At 63.8% G+C, this 24,506-nt stretch carries 22 protein-coding genes and 1 tRNA gene; 8 read left to right on the forward strand and 15 right to left on the reverse strand.

Annotated elements, in window-relative coordinates:
* Nucleotides 1-72: 72 nt before the first annotated feature.
* Complete coding sequence (locus CFI11_RS12545) at nt 73-870, reverse strand: DeoR/GlpR family DNA-binding transcription regulator (protein ID WP_130406428.1); 798 nt, start codon at nt 868-870, stop codon at nt 73-75.
* Between the two features lie 101 nt (nt 871-971).
* Here CFI11_RS12545 and CFI11_RS12550 point away from each other — a divergent pair, with 101 nt between their 5' ends.
* The 7 genes from CFI11_RS12550 to CFI11_RS12580 are packed head-to-tail and all read left to right on the forward strand — an operon-like array spanning nt 972 to nt 7,787.
* Nucleotides 972-2,090, forward strand: a complete 1,119-nt coding sequence (locus tag CFI11_RS12550) for an SIS domain-containing protein (RefSeq protein ID WP_130406430.1) — start codon at nt 972-974, stop codon at nt 2,088-2,090.
* Nucleotides 2,087-3,064 (forward strand): carbohydrate kinase family protein, encoded by a 978-nt coding sequence (locus CFI11_RS12555; protein ID WP_130406432.1) that lies wholly within the window; start codon nt 2,087-2,089, stop codon nt 3,062-3,064. The genes CFI11_RS12550 and CFI11_RS12555 overlap by 4 nt, the downstream gene beginning before the upstream one ends.
* Nucleotides 3,061-3,846: a BtpA/SgcQ family protein gene (locus CFI11_RS12560; RefSeq protein WP_130406434.1), complete on the forward strand. Its 786-nt coding sequence runs from the start codon at nt 3,061-3,063 to the stop codon at nt 3,844-3,846. The genes CFI11_RS12555 and CFI11_RS12560 overlap by 4 nt, the downstream gene beginning before the upstream one ends.
* A complete protein-coding gene (locus CFI11_RS12565; RefSeq protein WP_130406436.1) occupies nt 3,843-4,769 on the forward strand; it encodes a polysaccharide deacetylase family protein in 927 nt (308 codons plus the stop codon). Before CFI11_RS12560 ends, CFI11_RS12565 begins: the two co-directional genes overlap by 4 nt.
* The gene (locus tag CFI11_RS12570) at nt 4,766-5,653 is read left to right on the forward strand and encodes a polysaccharide deacetylase family protein (RefSeq protein ID WP_130406438.1); all 888 of its coding nucleotides are present in this window, start codon (nt 4,766-4,768) and stop codon (nt 5,651-5,653) included. The genes CFI11_RS12565 and CFI11_RS12570 overlap by 4 nt, the downstream gene beginning before the upstream one ends.
* The gene (locus CFI11_RS12575; protein WP_130406440.1) at nt 5,650-6,291 is read left to right on the forward strand and encodes an aspartate/glutamate racemase family protein; all 642 of its coding nucleotides are present in this window, start codon (nt 5,650-5,652) and stop codon (nt 6,289-6,291) included. Before CFI11_RS12570 ends, CFI11_RS12575 begins: the two co-directional genes overlap by 4 nt.
* Entirely contained in the window at nt 6,288-7,787 is a 1,500-nt protein-coding gene (locus CFI11_RS12580) for an amidohydrolase family protein (protein WP_130406442.1), read from the forward strand. Before CFI11_RS12575 ends, CFI11_RS12580 begins: the two co-directional genes overlap by 4 nt.
* A 463-nt stretch (nt 7,788-8,250) precedes the next feature.
* Here CFI11_RS12580 and CFI11_RS12585 read toward each other — a convergent pair.
* The 14 genes from CFI11_RS12585 to CFI11_RS12650 all read right to left on the reverse strand — a co-directional run bounded on the left by CFI11_RS12585 (nt 8,251) and on the right by CFI11_RS12650 (nt 23,711).
* Nucleotides 8,251-8,340 (reverse strand) — tRNA-Ser (locus CFI11_RS12585).
* A gap of 57 nt (nt 8,341-8,397) precedes the next feature.
* Nucleotides 8,398-10,830, reverse strand: a complete 2,433-nt coding sequence (locus CFI11_RS12590) for a DUF3772 domain-containing protein (protein WP_165390254.1) — start codon at nt 10,828-10,830, stop codon at nt 8,398-8,400.
* Entirely contained in the window at nt 10,830-11,864 is a 1,035-nt protein-coding gene (locus CFI11_RS12595) for a cysteine synthase A (protein WP_130406446.1), read from the reverse strand. The genes CFI11_RS12590 and CFI11_RS12595 overlap by 1 nt, the downstream gene beginning before the upstream one ends.
* A 59-nt stretch (nt 11,865-11,923) precedes the next feature.
* A complete protein-coding gene (locus tag CFI11_RS12600) occupies nt 11,924-13,024 on the reverse strand; it encodes a gamma-glutamylcyclotransferase (protein ID WP_254448913.1) in 1,101 nt (366 codons plus the stop codon).
* A 4-nt stretch (nt 13,025-13,028) separates the two neighbouring features.
* Nucleotides 13,029-13,472 (reverse strand): TrgA family protein, encoded by a 444-nt coding sequence (locus tag CFI11_RS12605; RefSeq protein ID WP_130406450.1) that lies wholly within the window; start codon nt 13,470-13,472, stop codon nt 13,029-13,031.
* 7 nt (nt 13,473-13,479) lie between these two features.
* Entirely contained in the window at nt 13,480-14,688 is a 1,209-nt protein-coding gene (locus tag CFI11_RS12610; RefSeq protein ID WP_130406452.1) for a cyclopropane-fatty-acyl-phospholipid synthase family protein, read from the reverse strand.
* Nucleotides 14,689-14,764: 76 nt separating this feature from the next.
* Nucleotides 14,765-16,189, reverse strand: coding sequence for a deoxyribodipyrimidine photo-lyase (locus CFI11_RS12615; protein ID WP_130406454.1), 1,425 nt, complete (start codon nt 16,187-16,189; stop codon nt 14,765-14,767).
* A 52-nt stretch (nt 16,190-16,241) separates the two neighbouring features.
* Nucleotides 16,242-17,462 (reverse strand): aminotransferase class V-fold PLP-dependent enzyme, encoded by a 1,221-nt coding sequence (locus CFI11_RS12620; RefSeq protein ID WP_130410015.1) that lies wholly within the window; start codon nt 17,460-17,462, stop codon nt 16,242-16,244.
* A gap of 215 nt (nt 17,463-17,677) precedes the next feature.
* The gene (locus tag CFI11_RS12625) at nt 17,678-19,345 is read right to left on the reverse strand and encodes a BCCT family transporter (RefSeq protein WP_130406456.1); all 1,668 of its coding nucleotides are present in this window, start codon (nt 19,343-19,345) and stop codon (nt 17,678-17,680) included.
* Nucleotides 19,346-19,522: 177 nt separating this feature from the next.
* Nucleotides 19,523-20,506, reverse strand: a complete 984-nt coding sequence (gene acuI / locus CFI11_RS12630; RefSeq protein WP_130406458.1) for an acryloyl-CoA reductase — start codon at nt 20,504-20,506, stop codon at nt 19,523-19,525.
* A gap of 101 nt (nt 20,507-20,607) precedes the next feature.
* Nucleotides 20,608-21,711, reverse strand: a complete 1,104-nt coding sequence (locus tag CFI11_RS12635) for a dimethylsulfoniopropionate demethylase (RefSeq protein ID WP_130406460.1) — start codon at nt 21,709-21,711, stop codon at nt 20,608-20,610.
* Nucleotides 21,711-22,217 (reverse strand): DinB family protein, encoded by a 507-nt coding sequence (locus CFI11_RS12640; RefSeq protein ID WP_130406462.1) that lies wholly within the window; start codon nt 22,215-22,217, stop codon nt 21,711-21,713. Before CFI11_RS12640 ends, CFI11_RS12635 begins: the two co-directional genes overlap by 1 nt.
* Entirely contained in the window at nt 22,217-22,921 is a 705-nt protein-coding gene (locus tag CFI11_RS12645) for a DUF1326 domain-containing protein (RefSeq protein ID WP_130406464.1), read from the reverse strand. Before CFI11_RS12645 ends, CFI11_RS12640 begins: the two co-directional genes overlap by 1 nt.
* 1 nt (nt 22,922) lies before the next feature.
* Nucleotides 22,923-23,711 (reverse strand): DUF2182 domain-containing protein, encoded by a 789-nt coding sequence (locus CFI11_RS12650; RefSeq protein WP_130406466.1) that lies wholly within the window; start codon nt 23,709-23,711, stop codon nt 22,923-22,925.
* Between the two features lie 60 nt (nt 23,712-23,771).
* Here CFI11_RS12650 and CFI11_RS12655 point away from each other — a divergent pair, with 60 nt between their 5' ends.
* A complete protein-coding gene (locus CFI11_RS12655) occupies nt 23,772-24,506 on the forward strand; it encodes a FadR/GntR family transcriptional regulator (RefSeq protein WP_130406468.1) in 735 nt (244 codons plus the stop codon).

The raw sequence follows: 24,506 nt of genomic DNA on the forward strand, positions 1-24,506 counted from the left end.
AATTTTAGAAAGTATGCCGATCTCCGGTTGAATTGCCCAAATTTAAGGCACAAGGCTTGACAACCCGCGTCATCAAGCGCGCGTAACGGACACGCCTGCAGCCTCAAGCGCCGCGATATCGGCAGCCGGTGCACCACGATCGGTGATCAGCGCCGCGATGTCGCGAGTCGGTGCGATCCGGGCACCGGCGACGTGCCCGATCTTGCCGTGATCGGCCAGCATCACGGACCGACGCGCCGCCGCGATCATCGCGCGTTTGACCTCAGTCTCCTCAAGATGCGCGTTGGTAAATCCGCGCGCCGCATCGACGCCAGCGCAACAAAGATAGGCGCAATCCGCATTCAAACTTTCAAGCAGCAGCCCCGCCAGCGGCGGGATCAGAGACCGGGATCGCTTGTTGCGGCCGGATTTCTTGAGCGTTCCGCCCGTCACAACAACCGTGATGCCGTCATGCTGCTCAAGCTCGATAGCGATATCCAGACTGGACGTGATGACCATTACATCCGCCAACGTGTCCGGCAGGGCCATCGCCATGGCGAGCGTCGTTGTCCCTGCATCGAGGATGATCGTCTCGCCATCCCGCACCTTCGCCGCCGCCGCTGCACCGATCCGGGCTTTTTCATCCGTAAAGCTGCGCCCCGGCAAGTCGACCGGACGTTCGAACCGGGCGGATTGAACGACCACAGCCCCACCGCGCACGCGACGCAGCAGCATCCGGCGATCCAATGCATCGAGGTCCGAGCGAATGGTGACGGCAGACACGCCGAGCGCATCCGACAGCGTTGCCACATCCGCGGCGCGGTGCTGCGCGACGATCTCCAGGATCTTCCTGTGGCGCTCCGGGAGCGGGGTGTCGAGCGTTTCTTCCATCTTGCCTCTTGCCTTTGACTTGCGTTTCTATTGGTAATAACGAATATCGAAAGAAGCGCGCCAATGCACGACTTTTCCGTGATCCCTTTCTGGAGACGCCTATGAGCATAGAGCAAAGACTGACGCAGATCCGCCGCGAATCGTCATCGGACGCGCCTGGCGATCCAGAGCGGTTCCGTCGCGTGGCTTTGACCGAGACCGAGATGATGTCCCAGGGCGAGGCGATCCGCGCAACGCTTGAGGCAAATGCGGCGCCGCTGGCCGCCATTGGACGAGACCTCGCCGACCGAACGATCCGCCGGATCGTCACCGTGGGCTGCGGCGACAGCTGGATCTCGGGCCACGGGGTCCGCCCCGCTATCGAGGAGGCGCTCGGCGCGCCTTGCGAGCCAATCGAAGCTTTCGACTTCGCGACCTACGGTTTGGGCGCCATAGACGCCGAGACGGTTGTGATCGGGCTCAGCAGTTCCGGCAAGACCGAGCCGGTGATCGACGGGCTGACCGGAGCCGCCGACCGGGGCGCCTATACCATCGCGCTGTCGAACACGCTGGGCTCTCCGCTGATGGAGCAGTGCCCCGGTGCCCTTCACATCCGCGCCACGCGTGGCGGCTGGCCAACGCAGTCTTCAACCGCCGCCATGGCGTTGATGCTGGCGATGGCCGCCGCCGTCCGCACGGCCAAGGGGCACGATGCCACGGCCCTGACAGACGCTCTCGCCGCCCTGCCCGACCAAGTCGATGCCGTCGCCCGCGCCCATTACGAAAGCGCCAGGGCCGTTGCGAAGACGCTCGCCCGTGCCGATCTCATCCTGATGACCGGGGCCGGTCCGTTCTATGCGCCCGCAGAGTTCGGAACGGCCAAGCTGCGCGAGTTGGCCCCGATCCACGCCTATGCTTTCCCGCTGGAGGAGTATCACCATTACCGCAGCCAGAAGGCGGGCGACCCAATGTTCATCGTCGCGGGAGATGCCGCGAGCCATACGCGCGCCGTCGAGACGGCGGTGATGTCGCGCGGCGTCGATGGGTTCTGCGTGGCGATTGTCCCCGAGGGAGAGAGCGAGATCGCCGAACTGGCGGACGTTGCCTGGCACCTGCCGAAGGTCGCGCAAGAGACAGCGCCGATCGTTTATTCGGTGCCGCTGCACCTCTTCGGGTACCATGCGGCGGTGGAGCGGGATGCACTTGGGCTAGGCGCTCCACGGTTGGGCGTGCCCGCGTGACACCAGAACTTGTCACCGTCGGTGGATTGACCGTCGACAACGTCGTTGCCGCCGATGGCACGGTCGCGCTGGACCAGGCTGGAGGAAACGGTGCCTATGCGGCGGTGGGTGCCCTGAGCCTGGTGGACCGGGTCGGCTTGGTCAGCCATGCCGTGGCGAGCTATCCCCAAGAGACGTTGCGCCGGTTAGAGGCGGGGGGCGTTGATCTGGGCGGCGTGGTCTTTTCCGACGGACGGCTGACCGCTGGATCCTGGTTTCTCTACGACGCGGATGGCCAGCGCCAGGAAGGGCTGACCGCGCCGGCTGCCGCCTTGGCTGAGACTGGCTTGCCCACAGACCGGCTAACCCCGGCGCGGGTCGCTCGCTGGCGCGCAGCGCTTGCAGCGCGTCCAACCGAAACGGGCTATTCCGAATTTCGCCAGCTTCACCCATTGCGCGCCGCCCAGATACCCAAGGCGTGGCGCGACGCCCGCGGCGTCCATCTCGCGCCCAGCGGTCCTGACGTGATGCGGGACATGATCGCGCATTTCGCCCCAAGGGGCGCGACGATCACTGCCGATCCCGGCTCGCATCTGTCCGGCCTGCCGCTCGACGCCATTGCCGACATCCTGCGCGCGCTCGATGCGTTCCTGCCCTCAGAGGTTGAGGCGCGCGCCCTTGTGCCGGGCGCAGCCCCATCCGACGCGCTTGCGGTGCTGGCTGAAAACTGTCCGGGCGCTGTCGCTGTCAAACTCGGCCCTGCGGGTGTGCTTGTCTGGGATCGGGCGTCGGAGGCGTCTGTCATGATACCAGCCGCGACCGCGCGCACACTGGACCCCACCGGGGCGGGTGATGCGTTTTGCGGCGGTTTCCTCGCCGGGCTGACCCGGACGGGCGACCCCATGCGGGCCGCGCAGCAGGGCGTTCAGGCCGCCGCGCGGGTCGTCGAGTGCTTCGGCGCAGACGGAACCCTGTGTGCCGGAGCGACCGTATGACCGATCTCTTTGCGGGCCCAAAGCCGATCATCGCCGCGCTGCACCTGCCGGATTTCCGTCTGAACCGCCACCGCTCACAGGCTTGGTTCGAGGATTACGCCCTCGCCAATGCCCGCGTCTTCGCAGAAGCCGGGCTTCCCTGGATCAAACTTCAGGATCAAACCCGGACAAACGGCCCCGCCACGCCCGAGACCGTTGCGCGCATGGCCGCTCTGGCGCGACTGATCCGCGCGGAGTTTCCAAAGCTCGGCCTCGGGATCATCATCGAAGCGCATGACCCGACTGCAGCGCTAACCGTCGCGCACGCCTCCGGGGCGGCATTCGTGCGCCTGAAGGTCTTTGTCGGCAGCGCCGTCGGCGCCGAAGGCACGCGCCACGCGCTTGGTGCCGAAGCCGTCGCGCATCGCGCCGCCTTGCGCGCAACGGGTATCGCCATTCTGGCCGATATCCATGACCGCACGGTGCGTCCTCTGTCCGATGAGGATCAACCGACGGCCGCAGGCTGGGCCACAAAAGCGGGCGCCAACGGGCTGGTGATCACCGGGTCTGATTTCGCAGACAGCCTCGCTCGGATCGAGGCGGTCTGCGCGAAAGACATCCGCCGCCCCCTCTTGATTGGCGGCGGCGTGACGGCAGAAAACGTTGCCCAGGCTCTCGCCACCGCTGACGGTGCCGTCGTTTCCAGCGCGCTGATGCGGACGGAACTGGATCCTAACGACCTTGTGCGCTGGGACTCAGACCTCTGCCGTCGCTTCATGGACGCCGCAGGGGGCCCTGCATGAGCCGTGATTTCGCCGGCTATCGCGGTGCGCCGCCCCCGGTCAGGTGGCCGAATGGTGCCAGTTTGGCCGTGTCGCTGGTCGTGAACATCGAGGAGGGCGCGGAGCTGGCCCTCACCGCTGGCGACGAGCGCAACGAGCATATCTACGAGGCGGTCGAGCGCGTCGATGATGCCCCGGACCCGTGCATGGAAAGTCATTTCGAATATGGCCCGCGCGCCGGTTGGCCACGCATCCGCGCGGCACTGGCGGCACGCGGCTTTCCCGCAACATTGAACGCCTGTGGCCGCGCGCTGGAGGCCACGCCCTGGATTGCCGCAGAGGCCGTGACAGATGGCCACGAGGTTGCCGCCCATGGTTGGCGGTGGGAGCGACATGCGGGCATGGACGAAGCGACCGAGCGCCGCGCCATCGCCCGCTCCGTAGAGACCATCACACGCACAGCGGGGACACCGCCACTGGGCTGGCACACCCGGTCTGCGACGTCTCTGCGGACCCGCGACTTGCTGATGGAACAGGGCGGATTTCTTTACGATTCCAATGCCTATAACGACGACATCCCTTATACGGTCCAAACGGTGCACGGGCCCCATGTCGTCTTGCCCTATGCCTTCGACACCAACGACATGCGCTTTTACAATAACGGCGGCTTCGTCTTCGCCGAGGATTTCGCGCGCTACTGCATCGCCGGGTTCGACCGGCTTTTGGCGGAGTCGCGCGCCGCGCCGCGGATGCTCTCCATCGGGTTACACACGCGGATCATCGGGCGGCCGGCCAGGATCGCAGGGCTGGAGGCGCTTCTGGACCATATCGCCGGAACGGATGCCTGGATCGCAACGCGGGCCGAGATCGCGCGGGCCTGGCGCAGCGGAACCGGCCTGCCCGACTGGGCTCCGCGACCGGCCCCGGCGGACTTCGCCTCATGAGCCGGGACCTCATCGGCTATGGTGGCGCCTGGCCCGACCTGACCTGGCCCGACGGGCACCGCCTTGCCGTGTCGGTCGTCTTGAATTTTGAGGAGGGTGCAGAGCGTCAGGTGAGCGATGGCGACCCGATCAGCGAGCGGATCGGCGAAGTTCTGTCGGTCGTGCCCGAAGGCCGCCCCGATCCCGGCCAGGCCCAGATCTTCGCCTACGGCACCCGTGCCGGGGCCTGGCGCATGGCGGACGCGCTCCGCCGCCACCGCATTCCCGCCACGCTCTTTGCCTGCGGCCGCGCCGCCGAGCGCGCGACGCCTGTCCTGAAAATGCTGGCCCAGGACGGACATGAGACGGCCAGCCACGGCTGGCTCTGGCGGCCTCATGCCGAATATGACGCCCCCGAAACGGAGGCTGCCGACCTCGACCGCACCGCCGCCGCCATTGAAGCCGCCACGGGAGCCAGGCCGCACGGGTTTTTCTGTCGCGGTGCCGAAAGCCCGTGGACCCGCGCCCTGCTGGCCGAGCGCGGCTATCTCTACACCTCAAACGGCTTCGACGACGACCTGCCCTATCGTTGCAAATCGGGGCTCATCGTCGTGCCCTATGCGCTGGATGCCAACGATATGAAGTTCTTTCACCCAAACGGCTTCGTACGCGCCGAGGATATGGTGGCTTATGTCACCGACGCGCTGGACGTGCTGGAGGCTGAGGCCGCGCGCGGTCTGCCGCGCCTGCTGAATATCGGCTTTCACCTGCGGATCGTCGGTCGCCCGGGTCGCTTCCCGGCGTTTGAGCGCATCCTGGCCCTGCTCGACGCGCGGCGCGACCGGCTCTGGCTCGCGCGGCGCGGCGAGATCGCGCGTGCTTTCGATGCCGCCTGCCCCGCATGATCGCCCTGGTGAACCCCAACACGTCTCGCGCGACGACCTCGGCCATGTTGCGCATCGCTCGGACGGCCGCACCAGACCTCCCGCTGCGCGGTGTCACGGCGCCTTTCGGCGTGCCGCTGATCACCGAGCCGCGCGCGCTCGACCGTGCCGGGCGGGCCGTGTTGCACCTCGGCCCGCACCTCCGAACCGACCAGGCCGTGATCGTCGCCGCCTTCGGTGACCCGGGCCGCGTAGCCTTGCGTCGACGCTTGAAGGTTCCCGTGACCGGTATCGCGGAAGCTAGCTTGCGAGAGGCAGCCCTTCTTGGCCGTGTCGCCGTGGTCACCACGACACCTAACCTGATCGGTCGTATCGCAGTAACGGCGAGGTCACTTGGGCTCACGAACTTCGCGGGCACCTGGATCACACCGGGTGTCCCGGCGCAGCTCCATGCCAATCCGCACGCACTTCAGAAGGCGCTGCTTGACGCCTGCCATCGCGCCGCCGAGGGCGGAGCAGAAGTTATCGTTATCGGTGGCGGCCCTCTTGCGCTTGCCGCACGCGCCATCGCCCGCGATGCCCCGGTTCCACTGATCGAGCCGATCCCCGCCGCGCTGCGCCTGACCCGCGCGCGCCTTGCCCGGAGAACCGCGCGATGACCCGTCTCGTCCATGCCGATCACGTCTTGACGGGCTTTGCAGAGGACGGCACACCGGTGATCCTAGACGACGCTGCCGTCCTGATCGAGGGCGAGACCATCGCCGCTATAGGTCCTGCCGCCGACCTTGCACGCGCCCACCCGGATGCCGAGCGCATCGGGGGCAAGGGCCGCGTGGCGATCCCGGGCCTGATCAACGCCCATCACCATGTCGGTCTGACGCCGTTCCAGATGGGCGCCCGCGACCAACCGCTGGAGCTGTGGTTCCCCGAGCGCCTCGCCATGCGCGACCTCGACCCGAGGCTGGACACGCTCTTCTCAGCTTTCGAGATGGTTGCCTCGGGGGTGACCACCGTCCAGCACCTCCACAGCCGCGCGCCGGGCGATGTGGATGCGGTGTGTGCCCGCGCCGATACTATCCTGGGCGCCTACCGCGAATTGGGCATGCGGGTCAGCTATTCCTTCGCGCTGCGAGACCAGAACCGCATGGTTTATGGCGACGACGACGCCTTTGTCGCTTCCCTGCCAGAACCGCTCCGCGCGCCCACGGCCCGCTACCTAAGCGCCTTCGCGATGCCACTGGCCGATCAAGTCGCGGTGTTTCACGCCCTGCGCGACGCCTGGGCCGCCGAGCCGCTAGCCGCCATCCAGATCGCGCCCTCGAACCTCCATTGGTTGTCCGACGCCGCCCTCGAAAGCGCGGCCCGCATGGCAGAGGAGACCGGCGCGCCCATGCATCTTCACCTGCTGGAGACGCCGTATCAGATGGAATATGCGCGCCGGCGCACGGGCGGTTCGGCCCTTGCGCATCTTGACAGCTATGGACTGCTCGACCCCAAGACGACATTGGGCCATAGCGTTTGGATGACCGAGGAGGACTTGAACCTCGCCACAGAACGGGGCGCCTGCCTCTGCCACAACTGCTCTTCCAACCTGCGCCTCAAAAGCGGCAAGGCCGATCTCAATGCCTTCCTCGCTTCTGGCGTGCCTGTCGCGCTTGGCATCGACGAGGCGGGGATCAACGATGACCGCGATATGTTGCAGGAGATGCGGCTCGCGCTGACGCTGCATCGCCCTCCGGGACACGACGCCCCCAGCCCCAGCGCTGCCCAGATCCTGCGAATGGCGACAGAGCACGGCGCGGCCACGACACCCTTCGCAGGCCGGATCGGGCGCTTGGCGCCGGGAATGCTTGCCGACATCGTGTTGCTGGATTGGGACGCAGTGACGCGACCGTGGCAGGACCCGTCGATGCCGATTGTCGACGTGTTGGTTCGGCGCGCCAAACCCGAAGCGGTCGAAACCGTGCTGGTCGGCGGACGTATTGTGTACCACGACGGCCGCTTCCCCGGTGTCGACCGGGCGGCGGTTCATGCGGCGATCACGGCAGCACTGTCCCGGCCCGACACGCCCAGCGAAGCGGCGATGCGCCGCCTCGCGCGGGATCTCCTCCCGCCAGTCCGGCAATTCTACGAAGGCTGGTTCGACCCGCATTGAGGCGCCTCGACCCGTGTAGGAATTCCAGTGCGGGTTACTCGGTGAGGAGAAAGATTTGGTCGCCTTTGACCAATCCGCACCGGCCTGAAAAACCATTGTGTAGCTCTCTGGGGACCATGACGACCTTACGCGGCTTGACCAACTCCAGATCGCAAGACCCGGCAATAGGCCCGCTCGATTGGAAGAGGCACGGAGATCCGCGGGCTGAACACACCGCAGCACTTGATCCCAGCTCAGGAAGTTGATGCCTTAGTAACGCTGCCGCCTCCGGCGTCTCAGGCTCAGGCTCAGGCTCGCTGGCCAGCTTGGCGGCAACAGGCAAATACGCTTCTCCGGCAACGCCCTTGATGCGGCCATAGCAGCGTGTCAGAGGCAGATGAATATGCGCAACTGCGACTGCATATCTCTGAAAACACACCACAACTGACCCAAGGCGCAGACAGGCAAGATAGAGAGGGGTCTGTGGCGGAGAGACAGGGATTCGAACCCTGGAGACGGTTTCCCGCCTACACACTTTCCAGGCGTGCGCCTTCGACCACTCGGCCACCTCTCCGTGAGCGCGACTTTTGCCGCAATGCGCGCGCCTTTGCAAGGCGAAATGGGCGACAAATCAGGTTGTGTCGTCGCCCGGTCCGTCGGGATCCTCCGGTGCGTCCGGCACCATTTCCGACATCTCCGTCTCGGTCTGTTCGACCTGCTTCGGCGGGGCGGCCTCCATCGCCGGCACCTCTTGGGGGCGCAAGGCTTCGGGGTTGCGCAACCAGATGTCGCGCTGGGCGAACGGGATCTCGATACCCTCTTCGATAAAGCGCTGAGCGATGCGGTGGTTCATCTCGGTCCGCACCGACAGCGAGAAGTTCACATCCCTCAGGATCGCACGGATCTCGAAATCCAGCGAATCCGCGCCGAAGCCGCTGAACAGGACGAATGGCGCGGGCTGGGCCAGTACCATCGGATGTTCATTGGCGATCTCGCGCAGGATCGCCTCGACTTTCCGGGTGTCCGTGCCATAGGCCACGCCCACCTTCACGATCACCCGTCCGACGGTGTTGCCACGGGTGTAGTTGGTGACCGTCCCACTGACCAGATCGGCATTGGGTACGATGACATCCGTCCGGTCGAACGTCTCGATCCGGGTGGAGCGGACCGAGATGTCACGCACATAGCCCATCTGACCGCCCACTTCGATCCAGTCCCCTTCGGAGATGGGACGCTCGATCAGAAGGATGATGCCGCTGACGAAGTTGGATACGATGTTCTGCAGGCCAAACCCGATGCCGACGGAGAGCGCGCCCGCCACGATGGCAAGGGAGCTGAGATCGATGCCCGCCCCGGAAATCGCGATGATGGCCGCCAGGAAGATCCCGACGTAGCCGACGCCCGACACGATGGCCACCTGCCCACCGGTATCGATGCGGGTCTTGGGCAGAAGGTTCGTCTTGAGCGCCCCCTGAAGAAGCCGCGTGACGAAGTAACCGATCAGAAAGATGATGATGAATGTCAGGAAATCCATCGGCGAGATGCGGGTCTCGCCCAGCGTGAAGCCTTCGCTAAAGCGGGTCCAAAGCTCCATCAGATCGGTGATCCTGACCCCCCAGATCAGCGCCAGCAAGGGCAGCGATAACAAGGTCAGAGCAAAACCGATCAAGACGGGAATAAGGGAATCGCGGGCCGCAACACCCTGCCCCGACAGCCAGCCATAGATGTCACCGGACAAACGTTGCAACACGACAAGGATGCCAAAGAGGGCCAGTGACATCACTGCCGGATAAGCGATCGCCTCGGCCAAAGCGACATAGCCGATCGCGGCCAGAACGGGGCCGATCACGGCCACCAGCATCGAAAGCCGGCCCAGTGTGCGCAGCACTCGTGCAAAGCCCGGCGCGATGGCGGGTGTCTCGCCCTCGGTCACCGGTTCGGGCCGGGCGTTGCGGAACAGGATCTGCCCCAGCCGCAACAGCACGATGCCTATGAGGATGAGATGCGGGAACGTGGCAACGGCGCGTGTGGCCTGATCTGCATTGGCGATCTCAAGCAGCGCTTCCAGCGCGGCCCGCAAGACAAAAAGCAGCGCCAGCAAGGTGCCGTAAAACCGCATTTCCGCCCGTCGTTCCAACGGAAAGAGGATCAGCGCTTCGTCGTCCTGCCGGGAAAAGAGCCGTTCGCACAGCCAGCGCAGCACCAAAAGGACAGCGCCCCAGATCGGCAACTGCTCCACCAGCGGGGCGCCGCGACGCCCCACCATCCCGGTGGCCATCAAGGCTTCGGAAAGCGCATAAAGTCCCAGCACAGGCAGCGCGATGCGTCCCAGCGAGACCGCAAAAGACCACACACCGCTGCCCTGTCCCCCAAGCTGACGCAGGTAATCGCCCGCCATCGCGGACCACACCCGCCCCCGCGCCAGAAGCACGATGGCGACGCCGAGCAAGACAACGACAAGCGGCGCATTGGTCCGCAAGGTCTCGCGCTGAGAGGGATTGCGCCAGCCCGCGGCAGTCTCTTGCGCCAGACTTGCGGTTGCTTCGCTCAGATCCAGAATGGCACCGGGCCACAGAACCGGGTTGAGTGGAGACGGACCGAGGGCCAACACTTCCTCTGCCTGCCGTTCGCGCAGGATGCGGTCAATCTCCGACACCAGGCCGTTTGCGCGATTGAACGCGGCCTCCGCTGCCTGGCGCGGCGCACGGAGGGCCTGAAGCTGCTCGTTCAGGTCAGCCCTCTGGCTGGCGATGTTGGGGGCTTCCTCACCATTTTCGGGGGCCGGTCCCAAGGCGTTCAACTGTGACTGTAGCGTCTCGATCCGGGCCGAATTGACGTCTCTGGCGTCAAGAAACTGTTGACGATATCGCACGATTTCCGCGCGCAACGCCTCCAACGCCCGGTCCGACGCGCGATCTGCGTCGATGGTCTGTTCCGCGCGTGTCGCTACGGGTTGCCAGGCGTCAAAGTCGGGGCCATTGCGACCATTGGTCTGCGCCTCCGCCAGCACGGCGGCCAGCGTCAACGTGGCGACCAGGGCGATCCTTGCCCAAATCCTCGTCATCATACGTCTTCAAACACTCCAGGAATGCTCATGGGGCCGGCTGTCATCCAATCGGGCACAGGCAATCCTTTTTCCCTCAGGAACGCCGGGTTGAACAACTTCGACTGATATCGGGTTCCATAGTCGCAGAGTATGGTTACGATTGTGTGCCCCGGCCCCAGATCCTTGGCCATGCGCACAGCACCGGCGATGTTGACCCCGGACGATCCCCCCAGAACCAGCCCCTCCTCCCGCAAGAGATCGAAGACGATCGGCAACGCCTCGGCATCCGGGATCTGGTAGGAAAAGTCGGGTGTGAACCCTTCGAGATTGGCCGTGATCCGCCCCTGCCCGATCCCTTCCGTGATAGAACCGCCCTCGCTTTTAAGCTCTCCGCTTGTGTAGAACGAATAAAGCGCTGCACCCATCGGGTCGGCCAGTCCGATTTTCACGCCCTTTGGCTGAAGCCCTTCGGCCACGCCAGCCAAGGTGCCGCCAGAGCCGCAGGCGCAGATAAAGCCGTCCACCTTGCCGCCTGTCTGTTCCCAGATTTCCGGCGCCGTTGTTTCCACATGGGCCTGCCGGTTGGCGACATTGTCGAACTGGTTGGCCCAGATCGCACCATTTGGTTCGGTCTTGTTAAGCTCTTCGGCCAAACGCGCCGAATACTTCACATAATTGTTCGGATTTCGATAGGGCGCTGCTGGCACCTGCACCAACTCCGCTCCGGCCAGGCGCAGCATGTCTTTCTTTTCCTGGCTTTGCGTCTCGGGGATCACGATCACCGTTTTGAACCCCATCGAGGCGCCCACCAGCGCAAGGCCGATGCCGGTGTTTCCGGCTGTCCCCTCCACGATGGTCCCGCCGGGGCGCAAGCTGCCCCGCGCCATGGCATCCCGGATGATATAGAGCGCCGCGCGGTCCTTGACCGATTGGCCTGGGTTCAGAAACTCGGCCTTGCCCAGGATCGTGCAACCGGTCTCCTCGCTGACCCGGCGCAGCCGGATCAGGGGTGTGTGTCCAACGGCCTCGGCCAAATCCTGTGCAACACGCATGATACCCCCCTTGGCTTTGCGACGTGTTCGCGCAGCATTACCCGTGTGATGTTGCGACCTCAAGCATTCTCCCTCAGCCGGTCCCGGTTGCGGGCCAGCCAAAGCGCGACCACCAAGAGCGGCATGTCCCGGTGCCGGCCGCTGTCTATGTCCGTCATCAGGGTTTCAAAGGGCACCACATGCGTCCTGATATCCTCTCCCTCCGATGCCAGGCCCCCTTTGCCGGCCGTTTCCGACAGATCTGCCAGACCAACGAACATATGAACGAATTCCGTCGAGGATCCGGTGCTGGAATAGGCGGCCGAAACAGGCTCAAGCCGATCCAGCCGCAGCCCCGCTTCTTCCAGGGCCTCGCGATGCGCAGCCTCTTGGGGCGTTTCACCGGGATCAATCAAGCCCGAGACCGGCTCAAGAAGCCAGGGATCCGGATCTCCGGTAGCGAAAGGAGGGACGCGAAACTGCTCGGTCAGCAGCACGGTGTCAAGAACAGGGTCATAGGGCAGCACCACGGCGGCCTCGCCGACAAAGAAGGCGGCGCGATTGATCACTGGCCCCATAGTTCCGTCAAAACGCGGAACCTGCAGATCGTATTCCTCGACCGCGAAGAAATTCGTGTAGGGCCGCCTTTGCTTCGCAACATGCGGCAAGGCGCGCCCGCTGCCCGGCCTGCGTTGCGCGGCCAGACGCGCCCAGGCGCGGGCGCGGATGATACCGAACCGTTGGGCAAGCGCCTCGGCGCTCCAATGGCCGAAATGCGCCATCGCCTCTCGCGCGGCATAGAGCGTCATTTCCCCCCAGCGACTGACCCAATCCTCCAGAGACCAGGGCGAACCGGTTGACCAGACACCCGGCGTCGGAAAGTAGACCTGCCCTTGATGGCCCCCGCCGGAGCCCAGCGTGACCGTCACGGGGTGCAGCGCGTAGGCAAATCCGCCTTCGTAATAGTTCAGCCGCTCCAGATCCGTTTCGCTGAGGTCCAGAAGAAGCAGTCCCTCCACCTCTCCGCCCGGCTCTGCGACAAGCAACGGGAAAGACTGTCCGTCTGCCCAATAGACCGCATGGTCCTTCAGGCACGCGGGTTCTGCCGCGGTCACCTCGCGCCCCAGCACGACCTCAAGCAAGGGGCGATAGCGCAGGGTTCCGTAGACAAAAAGGTTCAAGGCCTCAGCGCCATGTCCGCCAGGCATATTCAGTCAGAAGCCCGCAGAATATGGCGCCTATGACCAGCGTTGCGATGACGACCGGATCGACCAGGATCTTGCTAAAGTCAAACCCGATCTGAAAGATCGCCACGATCGCCTCGAACGGGCCGTCATAGCGGTTGCGCATCGCAAGCCGCACCATTTCGTTGGTCGCCTGCACGAAAAGACCCCAGAAGACCAGCAGCGCCATGCCGGTCAGTCCATTGTTGATGGCAGGTGTCAGACCGTGCCGTCCGGCCCGTTTGCCCATCGACACCCAGCCCACCACGGCCCCAAGTGCGACGTTGATCCAGGTGAAATAGCCCGGATCCGTGCCCTCTGGCATCAGTGGTATGATCAGCACCGAAACGATGAACGCCAGCAGGGCCAGGCTTATGGCGGCGAACAGTCTTGCGGCGTCGGGCATTCGGAACTCAGGACGGTCGTGAAATCGTGATTTGGGTCACGTCACAATTGGCACTCTGAAAGGTCGAGGCGCAAGAGGTAAGATAATAATTCCACATCCGCCGGAACCGCTCGTCAAAGCCCATTTCGGCGATCTGGTCCCATTTCTGGTTGAAGGTCTCGTGCCAGCGGCGCAGCGTCAGGTCGTAACTTTGCCCGAATTCCACGCTTCGAACCACGCCAAGACCGGCATTCTCCACCTGACTTTTCAGCACTGTGGGGCTGGGCAGCATGCCGCCCGGGAAGATGTATTTCTGGATGAAATCCACACCTTTGCGGTAGGCCTCGAACCGCTTGTCGGCCACCGTGATGATCTGCAGCGTCGCGTTGCGACCGGGCCTGAGACGCTCGCGCACGGTTTCGAAATAGACCGGCCAATAACGCTCTCCCACCGCCTCGAACATCTCGATGGAGGCGATGCCGTCATAGCTGCCGCGCTCGTCGCGGTAATCCTGCAGCTTGAAGTCGACCTGATCGGCAAGACCGGCCCGTTCAATGCGCTCACGGGCAAAGCGGAACTGTTCTTCGCTGATCGTCAGCCCCGTGACCTTCAGCCCACGCTCCTTGGCGGCATATTCGGCAAAGCCGCCCCAACCGCAGCCGATCTCAAGGATATGATCGCCGGGCTTGGCGCCCATCTCATCGACAAGCTGAGCATATTTGGCGATCTGGGCGTTCTCGGTGCTCTCCTGCCCCGTCGCGAAGAGCGCACTGGAATAGGTCATCGTCTCGTCCAGCCACAGACCGTAGAAGTCATTGCCCAGATCGTAGTGATAGCTAATGTTTTTTCGCGCCTGCGCCTTGTGGTTGCGCTGCAGCCAGAAGCGCAGACGCTCGTAGGCGCGGACGAGGTTCATGCCCGGAAACCCCTCATAAACGGAATCGTTGTCGGCGTGAACGAAATCCATGAAAGCCTGCAGGTCCGGTGTGCTCCACCAATTGTCGAGGTAGGCATCCGAAAATCCCAGGTCGCCCTCGCGGATCAGCCGCGCGAAAAGATCGGGATTGTTCACATGCATCTCTGCAACTGGTCCGGGCTTGGCGCCCTCGGCCCGGAACACGCGGCCATCGGGAAGATGGGTGTCCAATCGCCCGTTTTCGATCCTCTGGGCCATGGCAAAGGCCTGCGTGAAATATCGCGGCAGATTGCTCTGCCCCTCTGTGGTCCTCAGGATCATCCGCACTCCCCATCCTGCGTTTCGTGTCAGGTTAGGTTGACAGCCCTAGCCCGACAAGTGATGTCGTTCAAAAAACTCAGAAATCTCGCGCTTCATAAGCAGCAAGCGCCTTCTTTCTCCCCTCATCCGCGGCCACGATGGGCTTCGGATATGGATCGCTTGGCGTCATCGTCCACGAGCGCGGGATCGCATCGAAATAGCTCAGCGCCGCGTCGGACGGGTTTGACCGCCCTTCAGCGATCCAGTGGCGCACATAGTCCCGGTTCGGATCGAACTTGTCGAGCTGCGTGACCGGGTTGAAGACCCGGAAGTAAGGCGTGGCATCAGGGCCTGAGCCTGCCGACCATTGCCACCCCATCGCGTTGGAGGCCGGATCCCAGTCGATCAGACAGTCCTCGAACCATTTCAGCCCGATCTTCCAGTGGCAGAGGAGATGTTTCGTCAGATAGCTCGCCACGATCATCCGCCCGCGATTGTGCATCCGGCCTGTCACATACATCTCCCGCATCGCGGCGTCGACGAACTGGATGCCGGTGCGGCCCTGTTTCCACGCCTTGACCTCGGCCTTGCGCTCGTCATCGTTCCACGGGAAGGCATCCCAATCCTCTTTCCAGTTGCCCGTGAGGATGCGCGGCGTGTGGTGCATCAGGTGATAGGCGAACTCGCGCCAGACCAGCTCTTTCAGGAACGTTTCCGCCCCCTTCTTGCCCTCGTGCATCGCCCGCATTCCCGCGTGCCAGCAGGTATGCGGGCTGATCTCACCCAGGCTCATGTTCTCGCTCAGCCCCGACGTGCCGTCCTGGTCCGGACGGTCCCGGCTGGCGTCGTATCCATCCACGATCTGCGCCATGAAGGCCCCCAACCGGGCTTGCGCCGCGGCCTCTCCAAGCCTCACATGGGGCCTAACGACCCCGGCCCCGCGATCCATCGCCGCGTCGAGCTGCCAGTCATCAAGATTTTCGCTTTCCGGCCACATGGTGGGCGCCGGGATGTCCTTGGGCGCAGGCAAGGGTGCGTCGACATCGCGATCCTTCACCATCTTCCAGAACGGCGTATAGACCTTGTAGAACGTGCCTGTCTTGGTCTCGACCGTCCAGGGTTCGAACATCAGATGGCCGCCAAAGGACTTGGCCTCGATCCCCTTGTCCTTGAGCGCCGCCTTGACCTTGCTGTCGCGCTTAACCGCGTCGGGATCATAGAGCCGCGACCAATAGACCGCGTCCGCGCCAGTCTCTTCGATCACGTGCTGTAATACGTCCAGCGCATCGCCCGCGCGCAGGACAAGACGGCTCCCCTTCTCTTCCAGCCGCTCTGCAAAGGCCTCAAGACCCAGCCCCAGTCGCCATTTCGGCGCGGCGCCAAGGCCATCCACCTGGCTGTCACGGATGAACACCGGGATAACCGGCCGCCCGCTCTTGCAGGCAGCGCTCAGTGCCGGATGATCCGATGTCCTGAGATCCCGCCGAACCCACACCAGAACCGGTGTTTTGCTATTCCCCATGCTCCGCCTCTTATCTGCGTTTGCCCTGATACGGGTCGCGCGCGCAGACGGATTAAAGAACGTCGTCCAAGGCGTTCAAAAGCTGATCAATTTCCGCGCGGCTCGTATAGTGCACGAAACTCAAACGCAGAACACCCTTGTCAGGATCCACACCCATCGCCTGAAGCGGACGCTGCGCGTAGAAATCGCCGCCTCCCGCCATGATGCCGTGCCGGGCCAGTTCCCCCGCGACCGGCTCTGCCGGACGGTTCAGCGACACCGCAATCGTGGGCGCACGCCCCTCTGCCTCTGACGGGCCGATCAGGCGCACCGAGTTGCGGTCTTTCAGCGCATCGAGCACCGGCTGCGCCAGCGCCACCTCGTGCGCGCGCATCAGATCATGCACGGCCCTGCCCCGCTCAGCCGGCCCGCCTTCGACGCCGTGATGGGCGGCCAAGGCATCGATGTAGTCCGCCATGCCCGCACTCGCGGCGATCTGGGCATGATCCGGACCTGCGGGCGTGAAACGTTTGTAAAGCGTGCCCCCGTTGAAGCCGTGGCCCTGGTTGGGCAACATCTCACCCAAGGCGCGGCGGATCACCATCAGACCCTGATGCGGCCCATAGGTCTTGTAGGCCGAGAAGAGATAGATATCCGGTCCAAGATCCCCCACATCCGGTAATCCATGCGGCGCGTAAGAGACGCCGTCGACGCAGACAAAGGCCCCCGCGGCATGGGCGAGCGCGGTGATCTCCATCACCGGATTGATCGCGCCCACCACGTTGGAACAATGCGGAAAACAGACCAGCCGGACCGTCTCGTCCAGAAGATCCTCCAGATCTGCCGGATCCAGAAGCCCGCTCTCACGGTCGATACGCCATTCCCGCACCTCGATCCCCGCATCCGCCAGCCTGCGCCATGGACCCGAATTGGCCTCGTGATCTTGATTGGTCACCACGATCGCCTCTCCCGGCGACATCCACTGCCGAAAGGCCTGCGCCAGAACATATGTGTTCTGCGTGGTCGAGGGACCGAAGCTCAGCTCATCGCTTTCCACACCCAGGATCGCGGCCAGACGGCTGCGCGCCTCGTCCATCTCCGCACCCGCCGCCTCGCTCGCGGCGTAAGGCGCATAGGGCTGCACCTTGCGCTCGGTGTAAAACCGGGTCAGCCGGTCCACGACCGGCTGGCACGCGTAAGACCCGCCTGCATTTTCAAAAAATGCCTGTCCCTGCAGCGAGGGCTGCGCGAAGGCCGGGAATTGCGCCCGGACGAATGTCAGATCCAGCTCCATACCGGCAAGATGCCGCCAATTCAGGCGAAGCTGCAAGCCAAGAACGGTGCAAACCAAGCTTGGTATTACGCAAGGTTGCCTTTCTCCCCAAGCGGTCGGACCCGGAGGGTTTTTGCGGGCGCGCCGGCTGAACCGAGCCCTCTCTCAAGGCCTCCTGTGAAAAACGGCGCCACGTGGGGCGCCGTTCGTCTTTTGCGTTTGTGCCAGGGGCCGTCCTATTCCGCAGGCTCCGTTCCCGCCTCTGAATAGGTGGTGGGAATGCCTGCAGCCTCTCGCTTGCCATCGAGATAGATCGCCTTGATCAGCGCAACGCACATCAGGATCATCACCAGCGAGAAGGGAAGCGCTCCGATCACCATGGCCGTCTGAATGGCCTTCAGGCCGCCACCTGGAACCAGCAACAGCGCGGCCACGACCGACCCCAGGGCAACGCCCCAGAAAAGGATATGCGGACGCGCCTTTGGTCCTTCATCGCCCGCGGCGTTGATCGTGTTCACGATCAGAACGGCCGAGTCTGCGGTGGTCACCAGATAGGTCATCAGCAGCACCACGATGATGGCCGCCATCGCCCAGCCCAGGAAGGGCGACAGCATGTATTGCACCATGGCAAAGATCTTGTCGCCATCCGGCGCGCTGTTGATCACGCCATTGGCCCCGCCATTCAGCTCCAGATCAATCGCCGTGCCGCCCGCCCAGGTAAACCAGACAAAGCACATCAGCGACGGCACGATCATCGCCCCCAAGACGAATTCCCGGATCGTCCGGCCGCGCGAGATCCGCGCCAGGAAAAGACCCACGAACGGCGCGAACGCGATCCACCAGGCCCAGTAGAAGACCGACCAGGCGCCTTGCCAATTGGCCAGCGCATCCCCCGTCTCGGTCCCGTCGGTACGCCAGACGCGGAACATCATGTCCGGCAGCGCGATGAGATAATCCCAAAGCCCCAGAACCAGCGCCTGCAATCCAAAGAAGGTTGATCCGAACAGCAGGAAGAAGGTTAGCAGGAAGATCGACAATCCCATGTTGAGGTTCGACAGCCACTTGATGCCCTTGCCAACGCCCGACAGCGCCGACAGGGTCGAGGCCGCCATGATCACGAAGATCGCCACAAGAACACCCATTGTGTTCGCGGTGCCCGCCTCGTTCGTCAGGCCGTTAATCCCGATGCGGGTCAATCCCGATACGAACTGCTCTACACCGAAGCCCAATGTCTGCGCCACGCCGAGGATCGTGGCAACCACGGCCACGATGTCGACAAGATGTCCCACCGGACCGGACAGCGTCTTGCCGAAGATCGGTGTCAAAGAGGACCGCATGGTCAGCGGCAGGCCCCGCCTGTAGCTGAAAAAGGCCAGCGCCAGCCCGGCCAGCGCATAGCAGGCCCAGGCACCGATCCCCCAATGCAGGAACGACCATTTATAGGCCATCCGGATGTTGTCCGCCGCTCCGCCGGTCGTCAGCCCCTGGATGACTTCAGGGTTGTTGTTGAAATGGTAAACCGGCTCGGCCACGGCCCAGGTGAGCATGCCCACACCGATGCCTGCGCCGAACATCATCGAAAACCACGAGAAGTTGCCGAATTCGGGCTTGTCGCCCGGCTGACCCAAAAGCAAACGGCCCGCTGTCGGCCAGATCGCAAGCCCGATGCACATCACCACGAACAGGGCCACTGCCCAGATGTACCAGGTCGCGAAATTGGTCAGAATGAATGAATTGAACGTGCTCAGGATCGCACCGGCCTGTTCAGGGAAGGCAATGGCCCAGATCACCAGACCGCCAATGGCGAATTTCGACGCGATGGTCACATCGCGACTGAAGCCTTTGTAAAATCCGCTGTCGGCCGTCTTGATCGGCAAATCAAGAAGAGGAGGTTTGAGCGCCATCGGCATGTTCCCTGTCAAATTATTGTTGTGGTTAAAGGGTACGCCTCCTAAATGAGGCTGAGAACCTCTGAATGCAGCGAAAAACTGAAACCTGCGGTCTCGATTTCACGAAAATGAAAAAAGCGCCCCGCCGGTTCAGGGGCGAGGCGCGGACCTTAACATAAAAAGAATCGCGGATCAGGCGTTGACGTCCACGACTACCCGGCCCTTGACCTGACCTTTCAGAATGTCTGCCCCTAATTGCGGAAGGTCTGTCAGGGTGGCGGGCTGGATCATCGTTTCCAGCGTTTCCATCGGCAGATCGCTGGCAATGCGCTCCCAGGCGCGCAGGCGGTTGTCATAGGGCTGCATCACACTGTCGATGCCCAGCAGGTTCACCCCGCGCAGCAGAAACGGAATGACCGTTGCAGGCAGGCCTGCACCGCCGGCAAGGCCCACGGCAGCCACGGATGCGCCGTATTGCATCTGACCTAAAACACGCGCCAGCATCGCACCACCCACGGCATCCACGCAACCGCCCCATGTCTCGCCTTCGAGCGGCCGCTTGGTGGTCTCGTTGATCTCCTCGCGCGCGACGATCTGGCTGGCGCCCAGGCCGCGCAGATAGTCTTCCGTCTCGGGCCGCCCGGTGACCGCGGCCACCTCGTAACCCAGCTTGCTCAGGATGGCCGTCGCGACGGACCCCACGCCGCCTGCGGCCCCCGTCACCAGAACCGGGCCGTCCTTGATGCCGTGATCCTCCAGCGCCATCACCGCCAGCATGGCGGTGAACCCAGCCGTCCCCACCGCCATTGCCGTCCGTGTATCGAGCCCGTCGGGCAGCGGCACGAGCCAATCCGCCTTGACCCTGGCCTTTTGCGCATAGCCGCCCCAATGCATCTCGCCCACGCGCCATCCGGTTAGCACCACCTTGTCGCCCGGCTTGTAGCGGTCGTCATCCGACGCCTCGACCGTCCCGGCAAAGTCGATGCCCGGCACGTGCGGATAGGTCCGGACCAGCCCGCCTCCCGGACCGATGCACAGACCATCCTTGTAATTCACCGTGGAATACTCGACCGCGACCGTCACATCACCTTCCGGCAGCCGGTCCTCGCCTATCTCCTCCACGCTGGCCGAGGTCTTGCCGTCCTCGCCCTTCTCCACCACCAATGCCTTGAACATCTCGCTCTCCTTCTCGGGGCGCAACCGCCCTTGCTTCTTTGGGTCAAAAATATCCCGGGGGTTTGGGGGCTGGCCCCCAATCCGCCCTCACCCGAACGCACCTACAACCAGAACTGCGCCTGCACCTTGGCCGCGCGCATGCCGTCCGGCGTCTCCACCTCCAGCATCGTGCCCGGCGTCCAATGCGTCATCCGCACCATGCCGATGGCCACGTTGGTGTCAAAGTCCGGCGACCACGCGGCCGAGGTCACCTGCCCCACGCGCTCCCCCCCGCCATAGATCGGCCAGGCGCGGTCGCAGCCGGGCACCGCCTCTCCGGCAATCGCAAGCGGCCGGATCTGCTGGACGGGCCCCTCCTTGGCCACCCTCAAGAGCGCATCGCGCCCGATACAGCCAATCGCCGTCTGCGTGTCGCAGAACCGGCCCAGCCCACATTCATGGGGCGTGTTGTCGTCGGTCATGTCATTGCCGTAGCTCAGCAATCCGCCTTCGATCCGCTCGATCCCGTTGGGACAGCCAGCGCGCACCTGCAGGTCTGCTCCCTGATCGAACAGCGCCTCCCAAAGCGGCATGCCAAGATCGCTGCCTTCGACATAGATCTCGAACCCGCCCTGCTTGGAATAGCCAGACCGCGCCACGATGATGTCGCGTCCCTCGAACTGGAACCAGCCAAAGCGGAAAAACCGGATGTCCCGGACCGCGTCTCCAAAAACGCGGGCCACCAGATCATCCGCCTTGGGCCCCTGTACCGCCAGCGGGCTCACATCCGGCTCATCCACCAGCACATCCAGCCGGTAGCCATTGGCGATCCCCTTGACCCAGAGCAGCAGATCGCTGTCCGCGATGGAAATCCACCACCGCTCCTCCGACAATTTCAGGGCCACCGGATCGTTCAGCATCCCGCCCGTCTCATCCACGATGGGGACGTAATAGCACTGCCCCGGCAACATCCCTCTCAGATCGCGGGGCGTCAGCATCTGCATCAGCCGCCCCGCATCGGGGCCGCGCAGTTCCACCTGCCGCTCCACCGCGACATCCCAGACCTGCACGTGGGTTTTCAGATGCCGGTAATCCGCCTCCACGCTCTCGAAGACCGTGGGCAGGAGCATCCGGTTATAGACCGTATAGGCCTTGACCCCCGCGGCCTCGACCCCGTCCGAAAACGGTGTGCGCCGCAACCGGCGAGAGGGAGAAATCAGCGCCATCACCCCGCCTCCGGCATGTAGGGCAGATCGGTCACATAGCCTTCACCGCCCGCCGCCGTCAGCATGGCGTGCACCTGACCGCGATGATGCGTCTGGTGATTGAAAAACTGCATCACGCAGAGCGCCATCGGCTTGGTCAAGTCCATGCCCGACATGCTCGCATGCCAGGTCAGGTCTCCGGCCAGGTCGGCCTCTTCCACGCTCGCCGCCCAGAGAGAGATGCGTCCATCCATGCGCTCCCGCTCCGCGCGCCAGCCCGCCAGCGTCTCGAAGGCCTGCAGCCCGTCCAGCCCGCCAATATCCGGTCCCGCGCCGCCGTCAAACCGCGAGATCCACAGATGATCGCCCCACAGGATGTGGTTGACCGTGCGCTGGATCGAGCCAAAAAACGCCCCGCGATCCTGGCTCAGAGCTTCGGCCCCCAGAGCATCAAGAGCGCCCGCCAACAGACTGTTCTGCCACGCATTATACCGCGCCATCGTGACGCAATAATCCCGCCCGATCATCACTTGGGGCCTTTCCAGTCGATGGGGCAGATCTCGGCCGATTTGCCCCCGAAATCCCAGACCCGGCCATAGTCGCGTACCCGGCTCTTGGTGCCCTGTGCTGCAATGATGTCCGGCCCCATCCAGTATTTGGAATTGGAGATCATCACGGGATGATCCGGGCTCTTGCCGTCGATCATCTCGATCTCGCCCTGGATCTTGCGCCCGATCATGATCGCGCGTTTCTTGCCGTCGCGGATGATATCCACCGGCGCGCGTTCGGCTCCGATGATCTCGCTCACCAGCATGGTAAAGAGGCCCGTCGTGCCGCCTGCCTGCCCGCTGAAGATCTGCAGGATGCCGTTATAGGCCTTCCCGCTCGCCCGCTCGTCCACATAGGCCGCGACCTTCCAGTTGCCCTCGCCCATGCGCCCCGGAATATCGACCAGCAGGCCCACATTCAGCCCGCTCAGATCCTCTCCCTCGTAATGCCCCTCGTCGATGGCAATCGCCATCCAGGCGTGGCAATGGCCTTCGGTCGGCGGGTGCGCCCCCAGCGACACCACGCAGGGGCAGAAGACCGTGCAGGAGCAGTTCAGGAACAGCTCTCCCTTGATCGCCCATTCCGTCGGGCTCATATCCCGCCGCTTGGGGTTCGGCATGCGGCTGTCGATACGTTGGCTGACCGGCAGCTTGTCGGCATCCTTGCGTCTTTTTACGGCCATCTTATCCTCCAGATAGCATCGGGTATGCGGCCCATCCGATCCCCATGAGGATCAGGGCGAAACCCATTGGTTTTGTGACATAATGCCCAATCTGCGGCAGCTTTTCGATCACCATGAAAAGCGTGGCGAGCCCCATCCAGAGCAGGCTCATCACCCCGCCGACGAACCCCAAGGACATGAACCCCCAACAGCAGCCCACACAAAAGGCGCCGAGGCCCAGCCCCATCCGAAGCCCGCCGCGAAAGCCGGTGCGCCAATGGCCCAGAAAGTAGCTCATTGGGCTGTGGCACACGCCGTGGCAGATTTCCTTCGCTCGGGTGAATTGAAAAAGGCCGACCACGATCAGCAGACCGGCCCCCACCCAAGACGACTTGGCAATACCCAGCATATCCACCACGCCGCCGAAAAGCAATGCGAGTTGCGCGCCCGTGATCACCGCCGCAAAGGCCACCCACACCAGCAGATAGCCCAGAACCACGCCCAGCCACCCGGCCCGTGTGCCATCCGCGCTGATCATCAGATCCTCATAGGAGCGCAAGGTCGGCACCAGCGTCGGGAGCATCATCGCCGCCATCATGATCGCCCACATCGCGAACAGCGGCCCGAATTCGGCCATGGGCATATACATGTCCATCCGCGGATCCATCGCCGCCATGCGCTGGCCCACCTCTCCCGGACGCCCGATCAGGTCCAGATCCATCGAGATGCTCATGGAATACATCACCCACCAGGCCCACAGGATCAGCCCGAAAAAGCCCAACCAGAGTGTGGAGCGCAGAAGGTGCGGCACGGAAACCTCCCCGAATCTCGTGTTGCGCTTGTAAATGTCAGACATTAAAATGTATGACAAATGAAAATTGATCCTGCCAGCCCCGCCGATTTGTCGGCCCAGATTGCCTCTGCCATCCGCGATGCCATCGTTTCGGGGCAGTTGATCGTCGACGAACGCCTGCCGTCGGAAGCGGAATTGGCGGATCAATTCGACGTCTCCCGCCCCACCGTGCGCGAGGCTTTGAAGCGGCTGGCGGCACAATCGCTGATCCGCACCCAGCGGGGTGCCACCGGCGGCGCCTTCGTCAACCGCCTCAGTTTCGAGGATGCCTATCCCCAGCAGGTCACCACCTCCACCCTGCTTTTGTCGATGAACGCCGTGAGTTTCGAGACCGCCTGCGAGGCGCGCTATGCCCTCGAACGCGCCTGCGCGCCGCTCTCGGCTGAGCGCCGCAGCGCCGACCATCTGGCCACGATGCGCGCCGAAATCCACCGCCAGTCCCAGCCGGGCCTCACGGATGAAGCCTTCTGCGCTTCCGACGTTGCTTTCCACCGCGCGCTGGTCGACGGGGCCGGCAACCCGGTTCTCTCCTACCAGCTTGCCGGCGCTGTCGAGGCGATGCAGCCCCTGATGAACATGATCACCTTCACAGCCCGCTCGCGCGAAGCCATCGTGGCGCTGCATACAGTGATCGCCGACGCGGTCGAGGCGGAGAATGCCCGCGCCGCCACTGATGGGCTCACAGCGCTCGAAGAGGAAACCCAGACCCTGGCGCGCAATGTCTTCGAGGCTCGCGCCAAGCGGAGCGGATAG

The sequence above is a fragment of the Thalassococcus sp. S3 genome, from assembly GCF_004216475.1.
GTDB lineage: Bacteria > Pseudomonadota > Alphaproteobacteria > Rhodobacterales > Rhodobacteraceae.

Bases quoted from the DNA above. Each gene is read 5' to 3' on its own strand.
- CFI11_RS12545 (WP_130406428.1), bottom strand. From the start codon at position 870: ATGGAAGAAACGCTCGACACCCCGCTCCCGGAGCGCCACAGGAAGATC.
- CFI11_RS12550 (WP_130406430.1), top strand. From the start codon at position 972: ATGAGCATAGAGCAAAGACTGACGCAGATCCGCCGCGAATCGTCATCG.
- CFI11_RS12560 (WP_130406434.1), top strand. From the start codon at position 3,061: ATGACCGATCTCTTTGCGGGCCCAAAGCCGATCATCGCCGCGCTGCAC.
- CFI11_RS12565 (WP_130406436.1), top strand. From the start codon at position 3,843: ATGAGCCGTGATTTCGCCGGCTATCGCGGTGCGCCGCCCCCGGTCAGG.
- CFI11_RS12570 (WP_130406438.1), top strand. From the start codon at position 4,766: ATGAGCCGGGACCTCATCGGCTATGGTGGCGCCTGGCCCGACCTGACC.
- CFI11_RS12575 (WP_130406440.1), top strand. From the start codon at position 5,650: ATGATCGCCCTGGTGAACCCCAACACGTCTCGCGCGACGACCTCGGCC.
- CFI11_RS12580 (WP_130406442.1), top strand. From the start codon at position 6,288: ATGACCCGTCTCGTCCATGCCGATCACGTCTTGACGGGCTTTGCAGAG.
- CFI11_RS12590 (WP_165390254.1), bottom strand. From the start codon at position 10,830: ATGACGAGGATTTGGGCAAGGATCGCCCTGGTCGCCACGTTGACGCTG.
- CFI11_RS12595 (WP_130406446.1), bottom strand. From the start codon at position 11,864: ATGCGTGTTGCACAGGATTTGGCCGAGGCCGTTGGACACACACCCCTG.
- CFI11_RS12605 (WP_130406450.1), bottom strand. From the start codon at position 13,472: ATGCCCGACGCCGCAAGACTGTTCGCCGCCATAAGCCTGGCCCTGCTG.
- CFI11_RS12610 (WP_130406452.1), bottom strand. From the start codon at position 14,688: ATGATCCTGAGGACCACAGAGGGGCAGAGCAATCTGCCGCGATATTTC.
- CFI11_RS12615 (WP_130406454.1), bottom strand. From the start codon at position 16,189: ATGGGGAATAGCAAAACACCGGTTCTGGTGTGGGTTCGGCGGGATCTC.
- CFI11_RS12620 (WP_130410015.1), bottom strand. From the start codon at position 17,462: ATGGAGCTGGATCTGACATTCGTCCGGGCGCAATTCCCGGCCTTCGCG.
- CFI11_RS12625 (WP_130406456.1), bottom strand. From the start codon at position 19,345: ATGGCGCTCAAACCTCCTCTTCTTGATTTGCCGATCAAGACGGCCGAC.
- acuI (WP_130406458.1), bottom strand. From the start codon at position 20,506: ATGTTCAAGGCATTGGTGGTGGAGAAGGGCGAGGACGGCAAGACCTCG.
- CFI11_RS12635 (WP_130406460.1), bottom strand. From the start codon at position 21,711: ATGGCGCTGATTTCTCCCTCTCGCCGGTTGCGGCGCACACCGTTTTCG.
- CFI11_RS12640 (WP_130406462.1), bottom strand. From the start codon at position 22,217: ATGATCGGGCGGGATTATTGCGTCACGATGGCGCGGTATAATGCGTGG.
- CFI11_RS12645 (WP_130406464.1), bottom strand. From the start codon at position 22,921: ATGGCCGTAAAAAGACGCAAGGATGCCGACAAGCTGCCGGTCAGCCAA.
- CFI11_RS12655 (WP_130406468.1), top strand. From the start codon at position 23,772: ATGAAAATTGATCCTGCCAGCCCCGCCGATTTGTCGGCCCAGATTGCC.